Genomic DNA, 18,452 nt, shown 5'->3' on the forward strand with positions numbered 1-18,452 from the left:
CGCACCGGACGCCGAGCCGATCCGGAACACCCGCAATCATCAGTGGAACCATTCGCTCGGTGAGATCCTCACCGCGCCGCTGCAGGCCGGTCTCGTCATCGATACCGTCGAGAAGAGGCGGCACTCGGCGTGGGCGCGGTGGCCGGAGCTCATGATCGAGGGCGAGCACGGCTACCGGCTGCGGGAGAACCCCGGGCGGCTGCCGCTGCAGTTCCGCATCACCGCCCACAAGCCCTGAGGCGGTCTGCGCCGGTTCTCACCTGGTGACAGGCGCATGACGGCTGCCGTCTGCGGTCTTAGAGTGAGCCCATGTCGTCATCGCTGCCGAATCATCGCGCCCTCATGACGGGGCTGACGATGGGAACGTGGCTCAATCCGATGAACTCGACGATGATCACCGTCGCGCTTATCGCGATCGCCCGGGACTTCGGGGTCGGGTTCGCTCAGGTCAGCTGGGTGGTGACGGTCTTCTACCTCGTCTCCTGCACCGCCCAGCCGGTGCTCGGCCGGTGTGCCGACAGGTTCGGGCCCAAGAAGATCTTCGTTGCCGGGATGATCATCGTGCTCATCGCCACTGTGTGGTCGATGCTCGCGAGCGGGATCGTCTCCCTGTCGATCGCCCGCGGTCTGCTGGCCGTCGGCACTGCGTGCGCCTACCCCTCGGCAGTGACGCTGCTCGGTGCCTGGATCCCACCGGGTCCGGAGTCCGTGCGGGCACTCGGCCGGATCCAGGTTGTCAACATCCTCGGCATGGCGCTCGGCCCGGTCGCCGGTGGTCTGCTGCTGGCGGCCTTCGGGTGGCATGCCCAGTTCTGGCTCAATGTGCCCCCGGCGCTGCTGGCCCTCATCCTCGTCGCCCGCGCAGCCCCGGCTGATGTGCTCACCGCCGGGCAGCTCGATGACAGCCGGCCCGGCACCGCCCCGCCTGCCGGTCAGAAGGCGGCGACCGCCTCGGGAGCAGATCGCAAGCGAGCGGACCTGGCGCTGTTCATCGACGTGCCCGGCATCATCGGGCTCACGGTGGCGATGAGTGCGCTCATCCTGGCACTGCTCGATTCGCTGCCTGGGCTCAGGCTGCTGCTCATCGCGGTCTCGGTCGTCACCGGGGCGGCATTCGCGTGGTGGGAGCTGCGGGCCCCGCATCCGGTGCTCGACCTGCGCGAGCTCAAGGCGAACACCTCGCTGCTGCTCGTGCTCGCGCAGTTCGCGACGTTCAACGTCATCTTCTATCTGTGGCTGTTCGGGTTCCCGCAGTTCTACGAGATCGCCCGCGGCTACCCGGTCGCTCAGGTCGGGATGCTCATGGCGGTGCTGGCGATCGTGTCCGCGCTCTCGGTCATGCCGGCCACCCGGCTCATCACCCGGCTGGGACTGCGACCGTTCGTGTTCGGCGGCTGCGCGCTGATGTTCTCGGCACTGGCGCTCATGTGGCTGGTGGGCACCGATGGGCACCCGATGTTCGATGTGCTTATCCTCGCTGCGGCCGGGATGCCCTATGGGCTCATTCCGCTCGGCCTCAATCAGGGCATGTTCGCTTCAGCGCGGCGCGGCTCGGCCGGAGTGGCTGCCGGGCTGTTCCAGCTCACCCGCTACCTCGGTGCGGTCATCGCGATGGTCATCATGGCGCTCATCGTCGGTGAGCAGTTCGAGCCGGCCCGCTGGCAGCCGCTCATCGCCGCGATGGCCGTCACCGGGGTCATCGCGCTCGGTCTTGTCGCGCTGTGGCGGCCACCGAACCTGCGCCGGTAGGCGGTCACCCGGGCGGTGCGGGGAGCGGTCGCCGGAAATGCCCCGGATTCGACGTCGGAGGCGTAGGCGCGGGCGGCCTCGAGCAGAGCGGAGCGCAGGTCGGCGCACTGTCTCACGAGGCGCGGCATCTGCCCGCCGCGCAGTCCGGCCATGTCCTGCCACACGAGCACCTGCGTATCGCAGTCGGCTCCGGCGCCGATCCCGATCGTGGGGATCGACAACGCCTCGGTGATCGCGGCAGCGGCCTCGCCGGCGACCATTTCGAGGACGACGGCGAAGGCGTCGGCGGCCCCGATCGCATGTGCGGTGTCAGGGAGTTCCTGGGCGGCATCGCCGCGGCCCTGCACGCGGTAGCCGCCGAGCTGATGCTCAGCCTGCGGGGTGAAGCCGATGTGGGCCATAACGGGGATGCCGTCGGCAGCGAGCTTCTCGATCTGGGGCGCCATCTCAGTGCTGCCTTCGAGCTTGACGGCATGCGCACCGGCTTTCGTTCATGAAGCGGGCAGACGTGGCTTAGCACTGCTCGGGTGATTCCTGGTAGGAGCCGAAACGCAGGTCGGCGACGAGCGCGCGCAGCGCGCTGCCGGCCACGGCCCGCACGAGGGGGATGAGCTCATCGACGGTGACCGGCAGCGTGGTCTCGTAGCCGTAGACGCTGTTGGCCGCCGAGGTCGCAGCCGGCGAGCAGGACGGGGATGCCGGCTTCATCGAAGATCCCGGCGCTCAGCTGATCATAGGAGGCCAGCATCGCCCACTTGGAGCCCTGCTGCTTGTACTCCTGCAGGTGGCGGATGCGCACGCTTCCGGCCGGCTGGGGGCTGGATGGGGTCTGCGACTGAGCGGAGCCGTCACGTGTGCGGACGCACGCCCGCACCGGCAGGCGGCTTCCTCCATCTGAGCTCGTAGCGCCACAGCGGCAGCCGGCGGAACTCTGCACCCGGCAGCAGCCGGGCTGCTGTGTGGCGCACCTGGGCGTATGAGTGCAGCGGCGGCCAACAGGTGGGTGCACGGTCCGTCTGCCAGCCGTGGCGGATCACCTGGAAGCGGTGCACGACGGCACCGGCGGCGTGGACGAGGTGATCGCTCGGCCGGGTCGGCCGGGCCAGGCCGATGACGATGAGCGTCCCGCCGTCAGCGGTGAGACGGGCGAGCCGTCTGAGCGCAGCGGTGAGGTCGGGCAGATGGTGCAGGACGGCCACGCTGATGACGGCGTCGAAAGCGGTGCCGAAGTCGTAGGTGAGCACATCACCGGTGATCCATGTCAATCCCGGCACGCGCGGGGTCTCAGCGAGGTCGGCGGCACAGTCGATGGCGGTGACGTCATATCCGGCGACGGCCAGTGTCCGTGCGAGCTGTCCGGTTCCCGCGCCGGCGTCGAGCACCGTCTGCGCCTCTGACGGCAGGGAGGCGAGGATCCGCCGGTGGTAGTGGACGTTGTGGTTCCAGCTGCCTGCTCCCATGCCGGCTCACATCAGCTGGCTGCGAGCGGATTCGTAGATGCAGATGCTTGCGGCTGTGGCGAGGTTGAGGCTCTCAGCCCGGCCGTAGAGCGGAATCGCGACTGCGGCATCGCACAGCGCGCGGTCGGATTCGGGCAGGCCGTGGGCTTCGCTGCCGAACACCCACAGGGTCGGGCGGCTGAGGTCGAGGCCGGTGTCCCACGGCACGTGGAGGTCATGGGCCGGCGGATGGGCATCGGCGGCGAGCACCTGCTGACCGCGGGCGCGGGCGAGCTCGGTGACCTCGGACAGGCCGACGCCGGTGACGATCGGCAGGTGGAAGATCGATCCGGCCGTCGACCGGACGACCTTCGGGTTGAAGGCATCGACGCTGTTGGAGGTGATGATGATCCCGTCAGCGCCGGCGGCATCGGCGACCCGGATGACGGTGCCGGCATTGCCGGGGTCACGGACCTGAGAGAGGACAACGAGCAGCTTCGACTCCCCGGTCACCACCGATGACAGCTCTGCGGTGCGCTGTTCGCATACGAGCACCACCCCCTGGCTGGCGACGGTGTCGGAGATGACCGGCGGCAGGTCATCGGCGATCTGGCGCAGCCGCACCCTCCGCTGGCCAGCCAGTTCGATGAGATCCGGGTTGCGGTCAGCGGACTCGGCGGTCATGAAAGCGTCGACGACCGGCGCATCCCCGGCCAGCGCCTCGCGGACGGCCTGGGGTCCTTCGACGAGGAAGCGGCCGGTCTTATTCCGCCACTGGCGTTTGAGGAGCTTGCCAGCCTCTTTGATCCGCTTGGACTGCGCGGAGGTGAGCACGGGGCCGGTGAGGCCGGGATGGACAGGCAGATCGGCAGGCTGCGAGGAGCCGGGGTGCGTGGGAGCCATGCTTCCACCCTACCTGCAGACAGCACTCAGCCCCGGGGGATTCCCGGGGCTGAGTGGGCGCGGTCTGTCACCGCTGCGGCCGTCGCCCGGCCGCTGAGTTCAGCTGCGTCAGGCTGCCGAGGTCTTGGCGGCGTTGACGTCGGAGGGCAGGGCCTCCGTGGCGACCTTGACGAGCGAGGCGAAGGTCGCTGCGTCGTTGACCGCGAGCTCGGCGAGCATGCGGCGGTCGACCTCGACTCCAGCAGCCTTGAGGCCCTGGATGAAGCGGTTGTAGGTCATGCCGTTGGCGCGGGCACCAGCGTTGATGCGCTGGATCCAGAGGCGACGGAAGTCGCCCTTGCGGGCCCGGCGGTCACGGTAGCTGTAGACCAGCGAGTGGATGACCTGTTCTTTGGCCTTGCGGTACAGGCGCGAGCGCTGACCGCGGTAGCCGGATGCACGGTCGAGAATGACCTTGCGCTTCTTCTTGGCGTTGATCGCCCTTTTCACACGTGCCACGTGTACTCCTTATGAAATCGGTGCGCGCACAGCGGTGCGCCCGAGCAGCGAGCCCGGTGTCGTCAGGCCTTGCCCAGAAGCTTGCGAGCCTTGGCTGCATCGCCGCCGGTCATGACCTGGTCGACGGACAGGCGGCGCTTGCGCCGCGAGGACTTGTGCTCGGCCAGGTGGCGATTGTTCACGCGCTCGCGCATGACCTTGCCGCTGCCGGTGATGCGCATGCGCTTCTTGGCACCGCTGTGGGTCTTCTGCTTCGGCATAGTGCCGTCTCCTTTATCGTTCTCCAGCGCAGCCGGGCCCGAGGTGGGGGCTGGCGCTGCACGGTGTGCTTCCCGGCCGTGGGGCTGAGAGGCACCAAACTTACGCGTCGGCCTCGGCGTCGCGCCTCTCTGCCTTGGCCTGTGCTTCGCGCTCGCGGCGGGACTTCACCTCGGCGCTGGCCCCCTTTGCTCCACGGGACGCCTTGCGGGATTCCGCCTTGGCATCTGCCTTGGAGCGCACGGGCGCGATGACCATCACCATGTTGCGGCCGTCCACCCGGGGGGCGGATTCGACTGTGCCGAGGTCGGAAACATCCTCAGCCAGCCGGTTGAGCAGTTTGATGCCCATCTCGGGGCGGGACTGCTCACGTCCGCGGAACATGATCATGACCTTGACCTTGTCGCCGCCGTTGAGGAAGCGGGAGACATGGCCCTTCTTGGTCTCATAGTCGTGCTCATCGATCTTCAGTCGGAACCGGATCTCCTTGAGAGCCGTGTTGGCCTGGTTCTTCCGGGCCTCGCGTGCCTTCTGCGCCGATTCGTACTTGAACTTGCCGTAGTCCATGAGCTTGACCACAGGCGGCTTGGCCTGGGGTGCAACCTCCACAAGGTCGAGATCGGCTTCGCGGGCGAGGTCGAGCGCCTTGCGGATGGCGACGATTCCGACCTGTTCCCCGTTGGGTCCGACGAGACGGACCTCGGGGACCCGAATCCGATCATTGATACGCGGCTCGCTGATGTGCTCGCTCCTTCTTCAGCAGATGATGATCACGACCGCTGAACGGGAAAAGGCCCCTTTCAGCGCATGCGAAAGGAGCCCAGACGAACGAACTGCGGATACAACGCCGCATCGGCCAGCACAGTGCCAGCCGTCATTCGAACCCGATCACCAATGATGATCCAGGTGGGAGCTGAGCTCCACTTTGCACGAAGTTCAGTGTACTACCCGTTGCGGCGAAGTGCACATCGGGCTGTGGATGCAGCGTGTCAGACGAGCGGCTTACGCGCGTGGGCGTGCTGTTCTGTGGGAGGGCTCATGTTGGTCGGCCGGTGCCCGTGTGGGAAGCTGGTGGGCATGACCGACGCATCTTCGCATTTCAAGTTCCAGCCCGAGTCTGCCCATGAGCAGGCTGCCCGCGACATCGCCGAGGTGCCAGCACTGGAGATCATCTCCTCTGCCGCACTGCACCTCATGAGTGCTGCGGCGATCAAGTGCGGGCTGAGCGAGGACACCGAGACCCAGAAAGCCGCCGACCTCATCGACCTCGATGAGGCCCGCAAGCTCATCACCTCGCTGGCCGGCCTCGTCACCGCCGCCGCCCCGGAGATCGGCAACCACCACGCCCGCCCGCTGCGCGACGGGCTGCGCAGCCTGCAGCTGGCCTTCCGTGAGGCCTCGGCGATCCCCGACGCTCCCGGCCAGGGACCCGGCGAGAAGTTCACTGGCCCGGTCTCCTGAAACCGCGGGGCCCTGGGGCCTCCAGAGGTCTCAGCCGAACATCTCTGAGACCCGCAGCACTCCCCCGGAGTCCTCGAATTCCTGCCTGACTGCTTCGGCGAGCGCATCGTCGAACAGGAAGTCGAGCGCGACTCCCGCGAGCCCATAGGCGCCGTCGACCACCCCGGTCTCGGCCGCCTCGGATGCGGCAGCCTCGGCGAACCCGCGGGTGTGCAGGGCGGTCTTTGCATCGGCGATCCGCAGCATCGGGTGGATGCCGGGGACGAGATAGCTGACGTTGCCGAAATCCGTTGACGCCGCCAGGCTGTCGCTGACGACCCCGCGCGGCAGGGGGGCCCGGCCGCGCTCCTGCTGGCGGATCGACCAGCGGCCGGTGAGCGCCTGATTGGCCCGCACCGGCATGCTCGGCGGGTGCTTGTCCCACCGCACCTCGACCCCGCAGCCGGTCATGAGCGCCGCCCCGCGGGCGATGTCCTCGACCCGCTGGGAGAGATCCATCAGGGTCTCAGGCTCCGCAGAGCGGACATAGATGCTCACACGCGCCGATTCGGTGATGATCGACGGCCGGTCCCCTCCCTCGGGGATCGCGGCGTGCACCCGGTCGATGGGCAGCATCTGCTGACGCAGGAGCCCGATCCCCTGGTACAGCAGCGAGGCGGCGTCAAGGGCGTTGCGGCCCATGAAGGGCTGGGCGGAGGCGTGGGCGGCGACACCGGTGAACTCGACATCGAGGAGGCGCCGGCCGATCCACAGCACGTCAGCGGCGTCGTACCCGGCCGGATGCAGCATGATCGCGGCGTCGAGATCCTCGAAGGCCCCTGCCTGGGCCATGTACTCCTTGCCGGTGTGGCCCTCCTCGGCCGGGGTGCCGAGCAGCACGACCTGGCCGGGAAGCTCGTCCTCACGCCCGGCATAGGCACGCGCGATGGCGAGGAACGCTCCGGCACCGGTGGCGGCGATGACGTTGTGCCCGCAGGCGTGGCCGATATCGGGCAGGGCATCGTATTCGGCGCAGATGCCGATCGTGCGCCGGCCGCTCGGCCCGAAGCGGGCGCACAGGGCGGTGTCGAGGCCGTAGGCACCGCGCTCGACCTTGATGCCGGCGGCCTCGACCTGGTCGGCGATGCGGCCAGCGGAGCGGTGCTCCTCGAAGGCGAGCTCCGCATAGCTGTAGATGTCACCGGCCAGGCTCAGCAGCTGCGGGGCGAGCGCGTCGACGGCCGCACGCACGTCAGCACTCGCCTCGGCCGGGGCGCCGGTGAAGGCGCTGCCCGGCGGGTCGGCGGCAGCGGCGCGGGCGGCCATATCGGCTTTGAGCACGTTGAGGTAGGTGGGGTCGGGGACCGTTGGCTGGTTGCCGGGTGCGGGGTGTGGGTCGGACATGGGCGGTGCTTCTCCTCTTCGTGTCGCCGGGGTTGCCAGCGGCAGCGGGTCGCGCAGGCTGTCTTCCCAGGCTCCCGAGCTGGTGGTGCGGCGGGGACGTCCCCGGCACCACCGCCTCGGAAGCGAGGATCAGAGCTGGATCGGGTTGCCCGGTCCCAGCGGCAGGTCGAGGAAGAACCACAGGGCCAGCATGCCGAGCCAGGCGAGCCAGAACGGGATGACGAAGGGCAGCATGCGCGACATCAGGGTGCCGATGCCGGCGTCGGGCTGGTAGCGGCGCATGAGTCCCAGCAGCACGATCATGTACGGGTTGAGCGGGGTGATGATCTGGGTGGCGGAGTCGCCGACGCGGAAGGCCGCCTGGGTGAAGGCCGGCTCGTAGCCGATGAGGGCGAACATCGGGACGAAGACGGCGGCCATGAGCGTCCACAGCGAGGACCCGGAGATGATGAGCAGGTTGAGGCAGGAGGCGAGCGCGACGAAGCCGATGATCGCCACGAAGCCGGTCAGCTCCATCGCTTCGAGTGCCGCAGCTCCCTTGACGGCGGTCCAGGAGCCGATGCCGGTCCAGTTGAACAGGGCGATGAACTGCCCGAGGATGAACGCCAGCACGAGGAAGGACATCATGTCCCCCAGCGCCTGGCCCATCATCGTGACGATGTCGTTCATCTTCGTGATCGTCTTCGAAACGATGCCGTAGACGACGCCGTTGGTGAAGAAGACGATGAACACGATGAACACGATCGAGTCGAGCAGCGGTGAGGTCGGCAGGAAGCCGCCCTCTTCGTTGCGCCACGGCGAGGCCGGGGTGAGGAAGGCGAAGAGCAGCAGGGCTGCCAGCAGCACGGTGGCGATGCCTGAGGCGATGAGCGCCTTCTTCTCGGTGGCGTCGAGGTAAGGCGAGAGCTCGTCGTCGCGGGAGTGGACGCTGCCGTCCTCGTCGATCTCGGTCTCCTCGCGCGGGGTCTTGGTGCGCTCGAGCTGGGGTTCGAGGATCTTGTCGATGATGAAGCCGGCGATGAGCGAGAGCACGATGGCTGAGCAGACGTTGAAGAAGTAGTTCGAGACCGGGTTGACCGCCGCGTAGTCCTGGCCGGGCAGGGACTCCATCACCGCGGTGGTGATGCCGGCGAACAGCGCGTCGAGTGAGGTCGGGAAGATGGAGGTCGAGTAGCCGGCGCCGGTGGCGGCGAAGCCTCCGAGCAGGCCGGCGACGGGGTGACGGCCGGCGGCTTTGAAGACGAGGGCGGCCAGCGGGGGGATGATGATGAAGGCCGAGTCGCCCATGACGGAGAAGCTCACGCCGACGAAGGCGACAGCGTAGGGCAGCATCCAGCGCGGGGCGGAGCCGAAGGTGATGCGCACGAGCGCGGCGAGCATGCCGGTCTTCTCGGCCACGCCGACGGCCAGCAGCAGGGGCAGCACGGTGGCCAGCGGCGGGAAGCCGACGTAGTTGGCGCCGAGGTTGGCGGTGAACCACGCCATGCCCTCACCGGTGAACAGACCCTTGATCACGACTTCCTCGTCGCTGCCGGGCAGGGAGACCTTGACGCCGGAGAGTGCCATGAAGGTCGAAATGATGCCGGTGATGACGAAGAGGCCGAGGAACAGGGTGAAGGGTTCGGGCAGTTTGTTGCCGATGCGCTCGACGGTGTCGAGGAAGCGCTGGCCGATGCCCGGCTTCTCTGGCGCCTGGGCGGATGTCGACATGGGGACTCCTGGGGTGAGCACGTGCGTGGCGAGATGCGTTCTCAGACACACTAAACGAGTTCATCTGCGAAGATATGCCCGAGGCTGCATATTCCGGGCCTGCCGGCCGAAACCACCCGGTGTGTCTCACACCGTGAGAGGAACCCGGGAAGCCGGGGGATGTCTTGATCGCACATGCGGAGATCGGAGAACCATTTCTTGAGTCATTCCAAAAAACTGCTAGACTGAGGGCATGTCTTCACTGACACCTGCTGAGACGATCCGGGCGGCTGGCCTGCGGGTGACCGCGCCGCGCCAGGCGGTCTTCGAAGTGCTCGCCGAACGGACTGATCATCCTGACGTCGAACAGATCACGACGAACACCCGGGCGCGCATCGGAAAGGTCTCCCACCAGACCGTCTACGATGTGCTCTCAGCTTTCGAGCGCGCCGATCTGGTGCGCTGCATCGATCCTGCTGGGTCGGTCGCTGCCCGCTATGAGCTGCAGCGTCACGACAACCACCATCACCTCGTGTGCCGGTCGTGCCATCACATCCAGGATGTGCCGTGCCGTACCGAAGGTGTGCCGTGCATGCACCCTGCTGAGGACTTCGGCTTCTCTGTGGAGCTGGCCGAGGTCGTCTACTGGGGGCTGTGCGATCGGTGCCAGGCAGCTGCTGCGGGAGCTGATCAGCCTGCAGCGAAGGCCTCCGTCGAGCAGTCGGCTGGCTAGAACAAGCAACCACTCCACCGCAACCCCATGTGCGTCGGCGTGCACACGCGCCAGGCGCTTCACTTCAGGAGGACGTGTGACTGAGAAATTCACGACCAATGACTTCGGCATCCCAGTCGGCAGCGATGAGCACTCGCTGACCGTCGGCCCGAACGGCCCGATCCTGCTGCAGGATCACTACCTCATCGAGAAGCTCGCCCACTTCAATCGCGAGCGCGTCCCGGAACGCGTTGTGCACGCTAAGGGCGGCGGTGCCTTCGGTACATTCACCGTGACCAATGACGTGTCGAAGTACACCCGCGCCGCTGTGTTCCAGCCGGGCACTGAGACCGAGGTGCTCACCCGCTTCTCGACCGTCGCCGGTGAGCAGGGCTCGCCTGACACCTGGCGCGATCCCCGCGGTTTCGCCGTGAAGTTCTACACCACCGAGGGCAACCTCGACATCGTGGGAAACAACACCCCGATCTTCTTCATCCGCGATGCCATCCAGTTCCCGGACTTCATCCACTCGCAGAAGCGGATGAGCGATTCGGGTCTGCGCGATCACAACATGCAGTGGGACTTCTGGACCCAGGTTCCGGCCTCGGCCCACCAGGTCACCTACCTCATGGGCGATCGCGGAATCCCGCGGTCGTGGCGCGAGCAGAACGGCTACGGCTCCCACACCTTCCAGTGGATCAACGCCGAAGGCGAGCGCTACTGGGTGAAGTACCACTTCAAGTCCAACCAGAAGGACGAGTTCATCGAGAAGTACGGCCACGAGGGCTTCTCGGCCGAAGAGGCCGATGAGATGGCCGGCATCGATGCCGACTTCCACCGTCGCGACCTGTTCGAGGCCATCAAGGCCGCCAACTTCCCGTCGTGGCGCCTGATGGTCCAGATCATGCCGTACGAGGATGCCAAGACCTACCGCATCAACCCGTTCGACGTCACCAAGATCTGGCCGCACTCGGACTACCCGCTGACCGAGGTCGGCGTGATGGAGCTCAACCGCAACCCGGAGGACTTCTTCTCCGAGATCGAGCAGGCTGCCTTCGCACCGTCGAACCTGGTCCCCGGCACCGGCCTGAGCCCGGACAAGATGCTCATGGGACGCATCTTCGCTTACGCCGATATCCACCGCTACCGCATCGGTGCGAACTACGCACAGCTGCCGGTCAACCGTCCGAAGGCTGCTGTCAAGCACAGCTACTCGAAGGACGGCAGCATGTCCTACGAGAACTACCCGAAGGACCAGCCGGTCTACGCACCGAACTCCTACGGCGGCCCGCACGCCGACGCCTCCCGCACGACTGAGAACAACCTTCTCGATGTCGACGGCGACGTCATGCGCTCGGCCCCGACGCTGCGCGAGGATGATGACGACTTCTCGCAGGCAGGCGCCCTCGTGCGCGAGGTGATGGACGATGCCGCTCGCGACCGTATGGTCGGCAGCATCTCCGGTCACCTGCTCAACGGAGTGAGCGAAGAGGTTCTCGTGCGTGCCTTCCAGTACTGGAAGAACGTCGACGCTGATCTCGGTGCCCGTGTCGAGAACGTCGTGCGCGCCGCCCAGAAGAAGAACGGCGGCACCGACGGCACCATCAACAAGCCGAGCTGATCGGCTCACCGTGCAGGCGGCTGACTGTCTGCGGTGAATGACGGCGGGGCCGGTGTCCAGGAGAGATCCTGGCGCCGGCCCCGCTCCGTGCCTCCCGGCAACCGCCTCAGCCGGCTGGGGTTGACGATCCGATGCTGCTGTCGATGTGCCGGATGAGCATGTCGAGGGCCACGAGGTTGTGCCCGCCTTCGGGCACGATGAGGTCGGCACGGCGCTTGGCTGGCTCGACATAGAGTTCGTGCATCGGCTTGACCGTCTTGAGGTACTGCTGTTCGACCGATTCGAGGGTGCGGCCGCGTTCGATGACATCGCGTTTGATCCGGCGCAGGATCCGCACATCGGCATCGGTGTCGACGAACAGCTTGATGTCGAGCAGGTCAGCCAGCTCCGGTTCGGAGAAGATGAGGATGCCTTCGACGATGAGGACCGGTGCCGGTTCGATGCGGATGGTCTCTGAGGAGCGGTTGTGGTCGGCGAAGTTGTAGACAGGGCAGTCGATGGCCTGCCCGCTGATGAGAGTGCGCAGCTGCTCGATCATGAGAGCGGTGTCGAACGCGTCGGGAGAGTCGAAGTTCAGCGCGGCCCGCTCGTCATAGCTGAGCCCGTCATGCTGCTTGTAGTAGTTGTCGTGATAGACGACGGAGGTCTGTCCGGCGAAGCGCTCAATGAGCGCGCGTGTCAGCGTCGTCTTTCCGCTGCCGGTTCCGCCGGCAATACCGATGGTGAATGATCGGCTCACGATTCTTCTCCCCTGGCCCGTCTGATGATCCGTCCCAGCCTATAGGCTGCTGGGTGTGAGCGCTTGTGTGCCGGCCAGCTCAGTTCCGGCTGGGTTCGGCTTCGGCAAGTGTGATCGCCAGCGAGTCGACGAGGCTGACGAACTCCTCGTGTGCGCTCAGCTTCTGCTGGAAGGCCGCCAGCTCCGCCTGCTCGGGCCGACGGCTGACTTTGAGAACGAGACGGATCTCCGGGCCGGAGACATGGACGCTGCCGCTGCCGGGCTGCACGCCGATAGCCGAGATGAAGTCGCTGCCGACGGCTGCCGCTCCTGCGGCTTTGGCCACTCGCTGATCGGCCCACGCCGGGTGCCAGTCGTGTCGTTGGACGAAGGACCACAGGGCGGTTCGGCGCAGCAGGAAGGCGTGCGGGCTGCCGGGGTCGATGACCACGAGCTGGGAGCCCTCTTCGATCGCGGCGACACACAGCCGTTCGCTTTCGATCGGCACTGGGCGGGCTTCATCGGCCCACCGGGTCAGGGTGGGGATGTCGGTGAATGCCGGGGTGCACTCCCGGCCGTCTTCGGCAGCCAGGCGCACCATCGCCATCTCCGACTTGTTGTCGTGGACGAGCCCGCGCTCGTCGACGGTGTGCTCGACAGCTGCCGGCACGACGGGTGCGTAGATGCGCACCTGCGCGAGGGCCGCAAGGATATCGCGGTGGCGCTGCGGATCCAATGGCGCGGCTGCCACCGCCTGGAGCGCGCTCAGCAGGCCTTCATCGGCTTCCCCGGTGTCACCCGAGAAGGGATTGGGCTTGAGGTCGCGTCCCTCCCATGGGATGCCAGCTGAGTCGGCGCCGCCGGCTGCGATGTGCGGTGGGAGCGGACGGCTGCCCGGCTGCGGATCGGTCATCAGCGTCCTGCGGCTTCGAGAGCTTCCTGGAGGGTGAATTTGCCGGCGTAGAGGGCCTTGCCGACGATGGCGGAATCCACGCCGAGGGGTACGAGTTCGCGGATAGCGCGTAGGTCATCGAGGCTGGAGACGCCTCCGGAGGCGACGATCGGCTTGTCGGTGCGCGAGGCAATGTCGCGCAGCAGTTCGGTGTTCGGTCCCTGCAGCGTTCCGTCCTTATTGACGTCGGTGACGACGTAGCGGCTGCATCCGGCTTCCTCGAGCTGGGCGAGAATCTCGTAGAGGTCGCCGCCCTCCTTGGTCCAGCCGCGGGCGGCCAGGGTCGTGCCGCGCACGTCAAGGCCGATGGCGATCCGGTCGCCGTAGGCCGCGATGACCTCGGCCGTCCAGCTGGGGTTCTCCAGTGCTGCGGTCCCGATGTTGACGCGTTCGGCGCCGGTGTCGAGGGCACGCTCGAGCGTTTCGGTGTCGCGGATGCCGCCGGAGAGCTCGACCTTGATCGAGACGGCCTTGGTCACCTGCTTGAGCAGCGGGTAGTTGGTGCCGCGGCCGAACGCGGCATCGAGGTCGACGAGGTGGATCCATTCGGCTCCGCCGTCCTCGAACTGCTGGGCGACTTCGACGGGGTTGCCGTAGCCGGTTTCGGTGCCGGCTTCTCCCTTGACCAGGCGCACGGCGGTGCCGTTGGAGACGTCGACTGCCGGCAGCAGTGTCAGTGCGGGTTCGCTTGCGAGCTGTGACATGACCTCTTCTTTCATTTCTGCGCTGCGCTCAGCGCCTGAATCCAGTTGGCCAGCAGGGTCGCGCCTGCGTGACCGGATTTCTCCGGGTGGAACTGTGTGGCCCAGGTGGTGCCGTCTTCGACGGCGGCGATGAACGGGCGGTCCAGCGTGCACGTGGCGACGGCGGCGTCGGCCGGGGCTTCGGTGGCTGCGTAGGTGTGGACGAAGTAGAACCGCTCGCCGGCGGTGCCGGCGAACATCCGGCTGCCTGGGGCCGCAGAGACTGTGTTCCAGCCCATGTGCGGAAGCACGGGGGCGTCGAGGCGGGTGACGTTGCCCTCCCACAGCCCGATGCCTGCGGTGGTGAGCCCGTGTTCGGTACCCGAGGTGTAGAGCACCTGCATGCCGACGCAGATCCCGAGCATCGGGCGCTGTTCGCGGTGCCGGGTGCGGATGACCTCGACGGCACCGGCGGATTCGAGTGCGTCCATGACAGCGGCGAAGGCACCGACACCGGGGACGAGCAGCCCGTCGGCGGTCGCGGCACGGTCGAGGTCGGCGGTGAGCTGCGCGGTGGCTCCAGCGCGTTCGACGGCGCGCAGGGCGGAATGGACGTTGCCTGCGCCGTAGTCGAGGACGACGATGTCGGCGCTCATGTCCGTGCGGCTCCGAGCACTCGGCTGATGCGCTGGATTGAGATGCCGAGGGTGATGACGGCGATGACGACGCCGGCCCAGGCGACCATGCTGCCAGTGAAGACGCCGATGAAGCTGGCGACGATGCCGACGAGGGCGAGGAAGGCGACCACCATCCACAGCAGCGCTGTGCGGGCGAGCGCCTCACGGGCCGGGGTCATCGTGGCTTTGCTGGCTTCGAGCTTGGACATCTTCGAGGTGTCGAGATGGCCGTCGATGTCGCGCGGTGCGATGGTCTCCAACAGCAGCTTCTCGACCTCGGCTGGAAGGTTCGTCAGCGCAAGTCCTGCTGGCACGTCGGCTTCGCGGATTCCGCTGCGGAAGTGCCCGGCGTCGATCTGCTCGTCGTTGCGGGCGAGCATGAGGACTTCGTGCTTGCCGGAGAGCTTCGAGATCGTCGCAGCCACGTCATTGCCCTCAGCGATGCTCGTATCGTCGAGCACGATGGCTGAGAAGCTGCCGACCGGCACGACATCACAGCGGATGTCGGACAGGGTGCATGCGGCGGCAAGCTGTTCGGCACGACCGAACGGGGTGACGATGACGGTGCGGCTCACAGGGCTCCCTTCGTGCTCGGCACGGCGGTGGTGCGGGGGTCGTCTTCGAGGGCGGTTCGCAGCGCGCGCGCGAAGGCCTTGAACTGGGCCTCGGCGATGTGGTGCGGGTCCCGGCCGGCCAGCAGCCGCAGGTGGGCGGTGATACCGGCGTGGACTGACAGCGATTCGAGGGCATGTCCGACCAACGAGCCGGTGAAGTGCCCGCCGATGAGGTGATACTGCTGACCTTCCGGCTCGCCGGTGTGGACGAAGTAGGGGCGGCCGGAGATGTCGACGATGCAGTGCGCCAGAGCTTCGTCCAGCGGCACGGCGGCATCGCCGTAGCGGCGGATGCCGGCTTTGACCCCCAGTGCCTCGCGCATGGCGTCGCCGATGACGATGGCGGTGTCCTCGACGGTGTGGTGGACGTCGATGTGGGTGTCGCCGGAGGCGTTGACGGTCAGGTCGCACAGCGAGTGCTTGGCCAGCGCGGTGAGCATGTGGTCGAAGAACGGCACGGTCGTCGAGATGTCAGCCTGGCCGGAGCCGTCGAGGTTGATGGTGACCTCGACATTCGATTCGCTTGTGCGGCGGGTGGAGGTGGCGGTGCGGCCTGTCATAGGTTCTCCAGAGTCTCAGGGTGGGCGGCGACGATGGCGCTGATGGCTTCGATGAAGGCGGTGGTCTCCTCGGTGGTGCCGGCGTTGACGCGCAGGTGTCCGGGAATGCCGATATCGCGGATGAGCACGCCGGCGTCGAGCAGGCGCTGCCACAGCAGTCTAGTGTCCGACACGCCGCCGAAGAGCACGAAGTTCGCATCGGTCTCTGCGACGTCGAAGCCGAGTTGCGTCAGGGCGGTGACCATGCGGTCGCGCTCGGTGATGAGCGCTTCGACGTTGTCGAGCAGCACCGGGGTGTGCTCCAGTGCGGCGCAGGCTGCGGCCTGGGTCAGCGCCGAGAGGTGGTACGGCAGACGCACGAGGCGCAGCGCGTCGGTCACGGCCGGGTGCGCGATGGCGTAACCGAGGCGCACACCGGCGAAGGCGAAAGCCTTGCTCATCGTGCGTGAGACGACCAGGCGCGGGTGGTCGCGCAGCAGGTGCACGGCGGTGGTGTATCCGGGCCGGGCGAATTCTGCGTAGGCTTCGTCGACGATGACGATGCCGGTGCTGGCGTGCAAGACCGCTTCGATGACCTCGGCGGGCAGTCCCGCGCCGGTGGGATTGTTCGGCGTGCACAGGAACACGACATCGGGCTGGCGTTCGCGCACGGCAGCAGCCGCAGTCTCGGCGCTGAGGCTGAAGTCCTCGCCCCGGTCGACGGCGATCCAGCGGGCCCCGGTCGACTGGGTGATGAGCGGGTGCATCGAGTAGCTGGGCACGAAGCCGAGTGCGGTGCGTCCGGGACCGCCGAACGCCTGCAGGATGTGGGACAGGACCTCGTTCGAGCCGTTGGCTGCCCACAGCCAGTCGGCAGTGAGGAAGTCAGCTGGTGTCGATCCGTCAGCCGACTGGCGGGAGGAGAATTCCTGCACGTAGGTCAGGAGCAGCTCACGCAGGCGAGTGAATTCCCGGTCGGGGTAACGGTTGAGGCCGCGCAGCTGCGCATCAACGGCACGGCGCACTGCATCGACGACCATCGGCGGCACCGGATGGGAGTTCTCGTTGACGTTGAGAGCGACGTCGACGGCCAGTTGCGGCGCCCCGTAGGGCTGTTTGCCGCGCAGGTCGTCTCTGAGCGGAAGATCACTGAGCGTTAGCACCGCACCAGTCTATCGAGCGGGGACTTCGAGTTCCTGCCCGGGGTGGACGACTGAGGTCTCCAGACCATTCATCTCGATGATCGCCTGCATCGTATCGCGCGGGTCGCCGCTGCCGGTTGCCTCAGTGGCGATGGTCCACAGTGACTGCCCCTGTTCGACGACGACGGTTTCGGCCGGGACGACCGGCTCGGCGCTTCCGATGGCCTGCTGAGGACGCACCATGAGCACCAGCAGTGCTGCGGCACCGGTGATGACGGCTGCCATCGCGATGGTGCGCAGCAGACGCAGACCCTGCTTGCCCCGCGGGGTCAGCCGCCACGTGCGGTGCGGTGCACCGGCGCGGCTCCATGCGTTCATCGCTGCTGTACTCATGGTGTCCTCCTCAGATCCTGTCTTCCCTAGCAGGCTGTTGCGCTGAGTCTCCGGCCTGCCGGCTTCCCTCCGTCGGACCGGGGACTCGAACACATGTACTATTTAAGGACATATTCGAAGAAATGTCCAGTCCCTGCGAACATCTGTGCGAAAATGGATTCGAACGGAGGTTCGCGAGTCTTAGGGAAAGACTGTCACCAGGCACTGACATCGCTCGCTGACCAGGAACGACGCTCGACTGCACACGGGGGAAGCAATGGCCGAACAGAAGAAGAGAGGGCGGGGACGTCCCCGCAACGAGGACGTCATCTCCGAGATCGAGGAGTTCCGGGCCCGTCGGGGAATCGACGCCGAGGACTCGCTCAACATGGTCGGTGCCGACGACCGGCGTCTGACTCCCCGTCAGAAGATCGTCCTACAGACCATCGAGCAGGCGGTCATGGACAACGGCTACCCGCCGAGCATGCGCGAGATCGGCAAGGCCGCCGGGCTGGCCTCACTCTCCAGCGTGGCGCACCAGCTCGCCCAGCTCGAGCGCCTCGGCTATCTGCGCCGGGATCCGCGCCGGCCGCGCGCCATCGAGATCGTCAATCCCGCCGATGAGGCTGCCAAGGCAGTCGAGGAGGCGTTCATCGAATCGTCGAATCTGGCCCAGGTGCCGGTGCTCGGCCGGATCGCAGCCGGTGGGCCGGTGCTGGCCGAGGAGTCGGTCGAGGACGTCTTCTCGCTGCCGCGTCAGGTGGTCGGCAGCGGTGAGCTGTTCCTGCTCAATGTCGTCGGCGACTCGATGATCGAAGCGGCGATCTGCGACGGCGACTGGGTTGTGGTGCGCAAGCAGCCGACGGCCGAGAACGGTGAGATCGTCGCGGCCCTCCTTGACGATGAGGCGACCGTCAAGCGGCTGCAGCGCCGTGACGGTGTGCAGTGGTTGCTGCCGGAGAACAAGGACTACGACCCCATCGACGGCACCTATGCCACGATCATGGGCATCGTCGTCGCGGTCATCCGCCGCGTCTGAGCA

The 18,452-nt window shown here is 66.9% G+C and carries 20 protein-coding genes and 1 pseudogene; 5 read left to right on the top strand and 16 right to left on the bottom strand.

Annotated features, from left to right (window positions below):
• Positions 1–309: 309 nt before the first annotated feature.
• Complete coding sequence (locus M3B11_RS06580; protein WP_259875947.1) at positions 310–1,749, top strand: MFS transporter; 1,440 nt, start codon at positions 310–312, stop codon at positions 1,747–1,749.
• Positions 1,750–1,778: 29 nt separating this feature from the next.
• Here the strand turns inward: M3B11_RS06580 and panB are convergent.
• The 6 genes and pseudogenes from panB to infC form a co-directional block, all read right to left on the bottom strand.
• Positions 1,779–2,623, bottom strand: a pseudogene (panB, locus tag M3B11_RS06585) (3-methyl-2-oxobutanoate hydroxymethyltransferase); the annotation flags it as partial.
• On the bottom strand, positions 2,598–3,209 hold the full coding sequence (locus M3B11_RS06590; protein WP_259875948.1) for a bifunctional 2-polyprenyl-6-hydroxyphenol methylase/3-demethylubiquinol 3-O-methyltransferase UbiG: 612 nt from the start codon (positions 3,207–3,209) through the stop codon (positions 2,598–2,600). The gene M3B11_RS06590 and the pseudogene panB, both read right to left, overlap by 26 nt.
• A 6-nt stretch (positions 3,210–3,215) precedes the next feature.
• A complete protein-coding gene (locus M3B11_RS06595) occupies positions 3,216–4,091 on the bottom strand; it encodes an RNA methyltransferase (RefSeq protein WP_259875949.1) in 876 nt (291 codons plus the stop codon).
• A gap of 108 nt (positions 4,092–4,199) precedes the next feature.
• Positions 4,200–4,589 carry a 50S ribosomal protein L20 gene (rplT, locus tag M3B11_RS06600; RefSeq protein WP_259875951.1) on the bottom strand — a complete coding sequence of 130 codons (390 nt, stop codon included), beginning with the start codon at positions 4,587–4,589 and terminating at the stop codon, positions 4,200–4,202.
• Positions 4,590–4,651: 62 nt separating this feature from the next.
• Entirely contained in the window at positions 4,652–4,849 is a 198-nt protein-coding gene (gene rpmI / locus M3B11_RS06605; protein ID WP_259845810.1) for a 50S ribosomal protein L35, read from the bottom strand.
• A gap of 100 nt (positions 4,850–4,949) precedes the next feature.
• Positions 4,950–5,588, bottom strand: a complete 639-nt coding sequence (gene infC, locus M3B11_RS06610; protein ID WP_259875979.1) for a translation initiation factor IF-3 — start codon at positions 5,586–5,588, stop codon at positions 4,950–4,952.
• Between the two features lie 336 nt (positions 5,589–5,924).
• Here infC and M3B11_RS06615 point away from each other — a divergent pair, with 336 nt between their 5' ends.
• Positions 5,925–6,308 carry a DUF1844 domain-containing protein gene (locus M3B11_RS06615; protein WP_259875952.1) on the top strand — a complete coding sequence of 128 codons (384 nt, stop codon included), beginning with the start codon at positions 5,925–5,927 and terminating at the stop codon, positions 6,306–6,308.
• 30 nt (positions 6,309–6,338) lie between these two features.
• On the opposite strand, the gene M3B11_RS06620 is transcribed toward M3B11_RS06615, so the two are convergent.
• Together M3B11_RS06620 and M3B11_RS06625 are read right to left on the bottom strand one after the other, a co-directional pair.
• Positions 6,339–7,691, bottom strand: a complete 1,353-nt coding sequence (locus M3B11_RS06620; RefSeq protein ID WP_259875953.1) for a M20 family metallopeptidase — start codon at positions 7,689–7,691, stop codon at positions 6,339–6,341.
• A 129-nt stretch (positions 7,692–7,820) separates the two neighbouring features.
• Positions 7,821–9,401, bottom strand: a complete 1,581-nt coding sequence (locus M3B11_RS06625) for an AbgT family transporter (RefSeq protein ID WP_259875954.1) — start codon at positions 9,399–9,401, stop codon at positions 7,821–7,823.
• A gap of 232 nt (positions 9,402–9,633) precedes the next feature.
• Here M3B11_RS06625 and M3B11_RS06630 point away from each other — a divergent pair, with 232 nt between their 5' ends.
• Entirely contained in the window at positions 9,634–10,113 is a 480-nt protein-coding gene (locus M3B11_RS06630) for a Fur family transcriptional regulator (RefSeq protein WP_259875955.1), read from the top strand.
• Between the two features lie 76 nt (positions 10,114–10,189).
• The gene (locus M3B11_RS06635) at positions 10,190–11,713 is read left to right on the top strand and encodes a catalase (protein ID WP_259875956.1); all 1,524 of its coding nucleotides are present in this window, start codon (positions 10,190–10,192) and stop codon (positions 11,711–11,713) included.
• A gap of 106 nt (positions 11,714–11,819) precedes the next feature.
• Here the strand turns inward: M3B11_RS06635 and udk are convergent, their stop codons facing one another.
• The 8 genes from udk to M3B11_RS06675 all read right to left on the bottom strand — a co-directional run bounded on the left by udk (position 11,820) and on the right by M3B11_RS06675 (position 17,431).
• On the bottom strand, positions 11,820–12,452 hold the full coding sequence (udk, locus tag M3B11_RS06640) for a uridine kinase (protein ID WP_259875957.1): 633 nt from the start codon (positions 12,450–12,452) through the stop codon (positions 11,820–11,822).
• 79 nt (positions 12,453–12,531) lie between these two features.
• Positions 12,532–13,344, bottom strand: coding sequence for an SseB family protein (locus M3B11_RS06645; protein WP_259875958.1), 813 nt, complete (start codon positions 13,342–13,344; stop codon positions 12,532–12,534).
• On the bottom strand, positions 13,344–14,087 hold the full coding sequence (gene priA / locus M3B11_RS06650; protein WP_259875959.1) for a bifunctional 1-(5-phosphoribosyl)-5-((5-phosphoribosylamino)methylideneamino)imidazole-4-carboxamide isomerase/phosphoribosylanthranilate isomerase PriA: 744 nt from the start codon (positions 14,085–14,087) through the stop codon (positions 13,344–13,346). Before priA ends, M3B11_RS06645 begins: the two co-directional genes overlap by 1 nt.
• An 11-nt stretch (positions 14,088–14,098) precedes the next feature.
• Entirely contained in the window at positions 14,099–14,722 is a 624-nt protein-coding gene (gene hisH, locus M3B11_RS06655; protein ID WP_259875960.1) for an imidazole glycerol phosphate synthase subunit HisH, read from the bottom strand.
• Positions 14,719–15,318, bottom strand: coding sequence for a hypothetical protein (locus tag M3B11_RS06660; RefSeq protein ID WP_259875961.1), 600 nt, complete (start codon positions 15,316–15,318; stop codon positions 14,719–14,721). Before M3B11_RS06660 ends, hisH begins: the two co-directional genes overlap by 4 nt.
• Positions 15,315–15,917 carry an imidazoleglycerol-phosphate dehydratase HisB gene (gene hisB / locus M3B11_RS06665; protein WP_259875962.1) on the bottom strand — a complete coding sequence of 201 codons (603 nt, stop codon included), beginning with the start codon at positions 15,915–15,917 and terminating at the stop codon, positions 15,315–15,317. Before hisB ends, M3B11_RS06660 begins: the two co-directional genes overlap by 4 nt.
• Positions 15,914–17,059, bottom strand: coding sequence for a histidinol-phosphate transaminase (locus tag M3B11_RS06670; RefSeq protein ID WP_259875963.1), 1,146 nt, complete (start codon positions 17,057–17,059; stop codon positions 15,914–15,916). The genes hisB and M3B11_RS06670 overlap by 4 nt, the downstream gene beginning before the upstream one ends.
• 9 nt (positions 17,060–17,068) lie before the next feature.
• Positions 17,069–17,431 carry a LysM peptidoglycan-binding domain-containing protein gene (locus tag M3B11_RS06675; RefSeq protein ID WP_259875964.1) on the bottom strand — a complete coding sequence of 121 codons (363 nt, stop codon included), beginning with the start codon at positions 17,429–17,431 and terminating at the stop codon, positions 17,069–17,071.
• 367 nt (positions 17,432–17,798) lie between these two features.
• On the opposite strand from M3B11_RS06675, the gene lexA reads away from it, so the two are divergent.
• Entirely contained in the window at positions 17,799–18,449 is a 651-nt protein-coding gene (gene lexA, locus M3B11_RS06680; RefSeq protein WP_259875980.1) for a transcriptional repressor LexA, read from the top strand.
• The last annotated feature ends 3 nt before the right edge of the window (positions 18,450–18,452 follow it).

Source organism: Brevibacterium sp. p3-SID960 (genome assembly GCF_025144725.1).
In the GTDB taxonomy this organism is placed as follows: Bacteria; Actinomycetota; Actinomycetes; order Actinomycetales; family Brevibacteriaceae; genus Brevibacterium.

Coding starts and splice junctions, on each gene's coding strand:
- M3B11_RS06580 (WP_259875947.1), top strand. CDS start 310: ATGTCGTCATCGCTGCCGAATCATCGCGCCCTCATGACGGGGCTGACG.
- M3B11_RS06590 (WP_259875948.1), bottom strand. CDS start 3,209: ATGGGAGCAGGCAGCTGGAACCACAACGTCCACTACCACCGGCGGATC.
- M3B11_RS06595 (WP_259875949.1), bottom strand. CDS start 4,091: ATGGCTCCCACGCACCCCGGCTCCTCGCAGCCTGCCGATCTGCCTGTC.
- rpmI (WP_259845810.1), bottom strand. CDS start 4,849: ATGCCGAAGCAGAAGACCCACAGCGGTGCCAAGAAGCGCATGCGCATC.
- M3B11_RS06615 (WP_259875952.1), top strand. CDS start 5,925: ATGACCGACGCATCTTCGCATTTCAAGTTCCAGCCCGAGTCTGCCCAT.
- M3B11_RS06620 (WP_259875953.1), bottom strand. CDS start 7,691: ATGTCCGACCCACACCCCGCACCCGGCAACCAGCCAACGGTCCCCGAC.
- M3B11_RS06625 (WP_259875954.1), bottom strand. CDS start 9,401: ATGTCGACATCCGCCCAGGCGCCAGAGAAGCCGGGCATCGGCCAGCGC.
- M3B11_RS06630 (WP_259875955.1), top strand. CDS start 9,634: ATGTCTTCACTGACACCTGCTGAGACGATCCGGGCGGCTGGCCTGCGG.
- M3B11_RS06645 (WP_259875958.1), bottom strand. CDS start 13,344: ATGACCGATCCGCAGCCGGGCAGCCGTCCGCTCCCACCGCACATCGCA.
- priA (WP_259875959.1), bottom strand. CDS start 14,087: ATGTCACAGCTCGCAAGCGAACCCGCACTGACACTGCTGCCGGCAGTC.
- hisH (WP_259875960.1), bottom strand. CDS start 14,722: ATGAGCGCCGACATCGTCGTCCTCGACTACGGCGCAGGCAACGTCCAT.
- hisB (WP_259875962.1), bottom strand. CDS start 15,917: ATGACAGGCCGCACCGCCACCTCCACCCGCCGCACAAGCGAATCGAAT.
- M3B11_RS06675 (WP_259875964.1), bottom strand. CDS start 17,431: ATGAGTACAGCAGCGATGAACGCATGGAGCCGCGCCGGTGCACCGCAC.
- lexA (WP_259875980.1), top strand. CDS start 17,799: ATGGTCGGTGCCGACGACCGGCGTCTGACTCCCCGTCAGAAGATCGTC.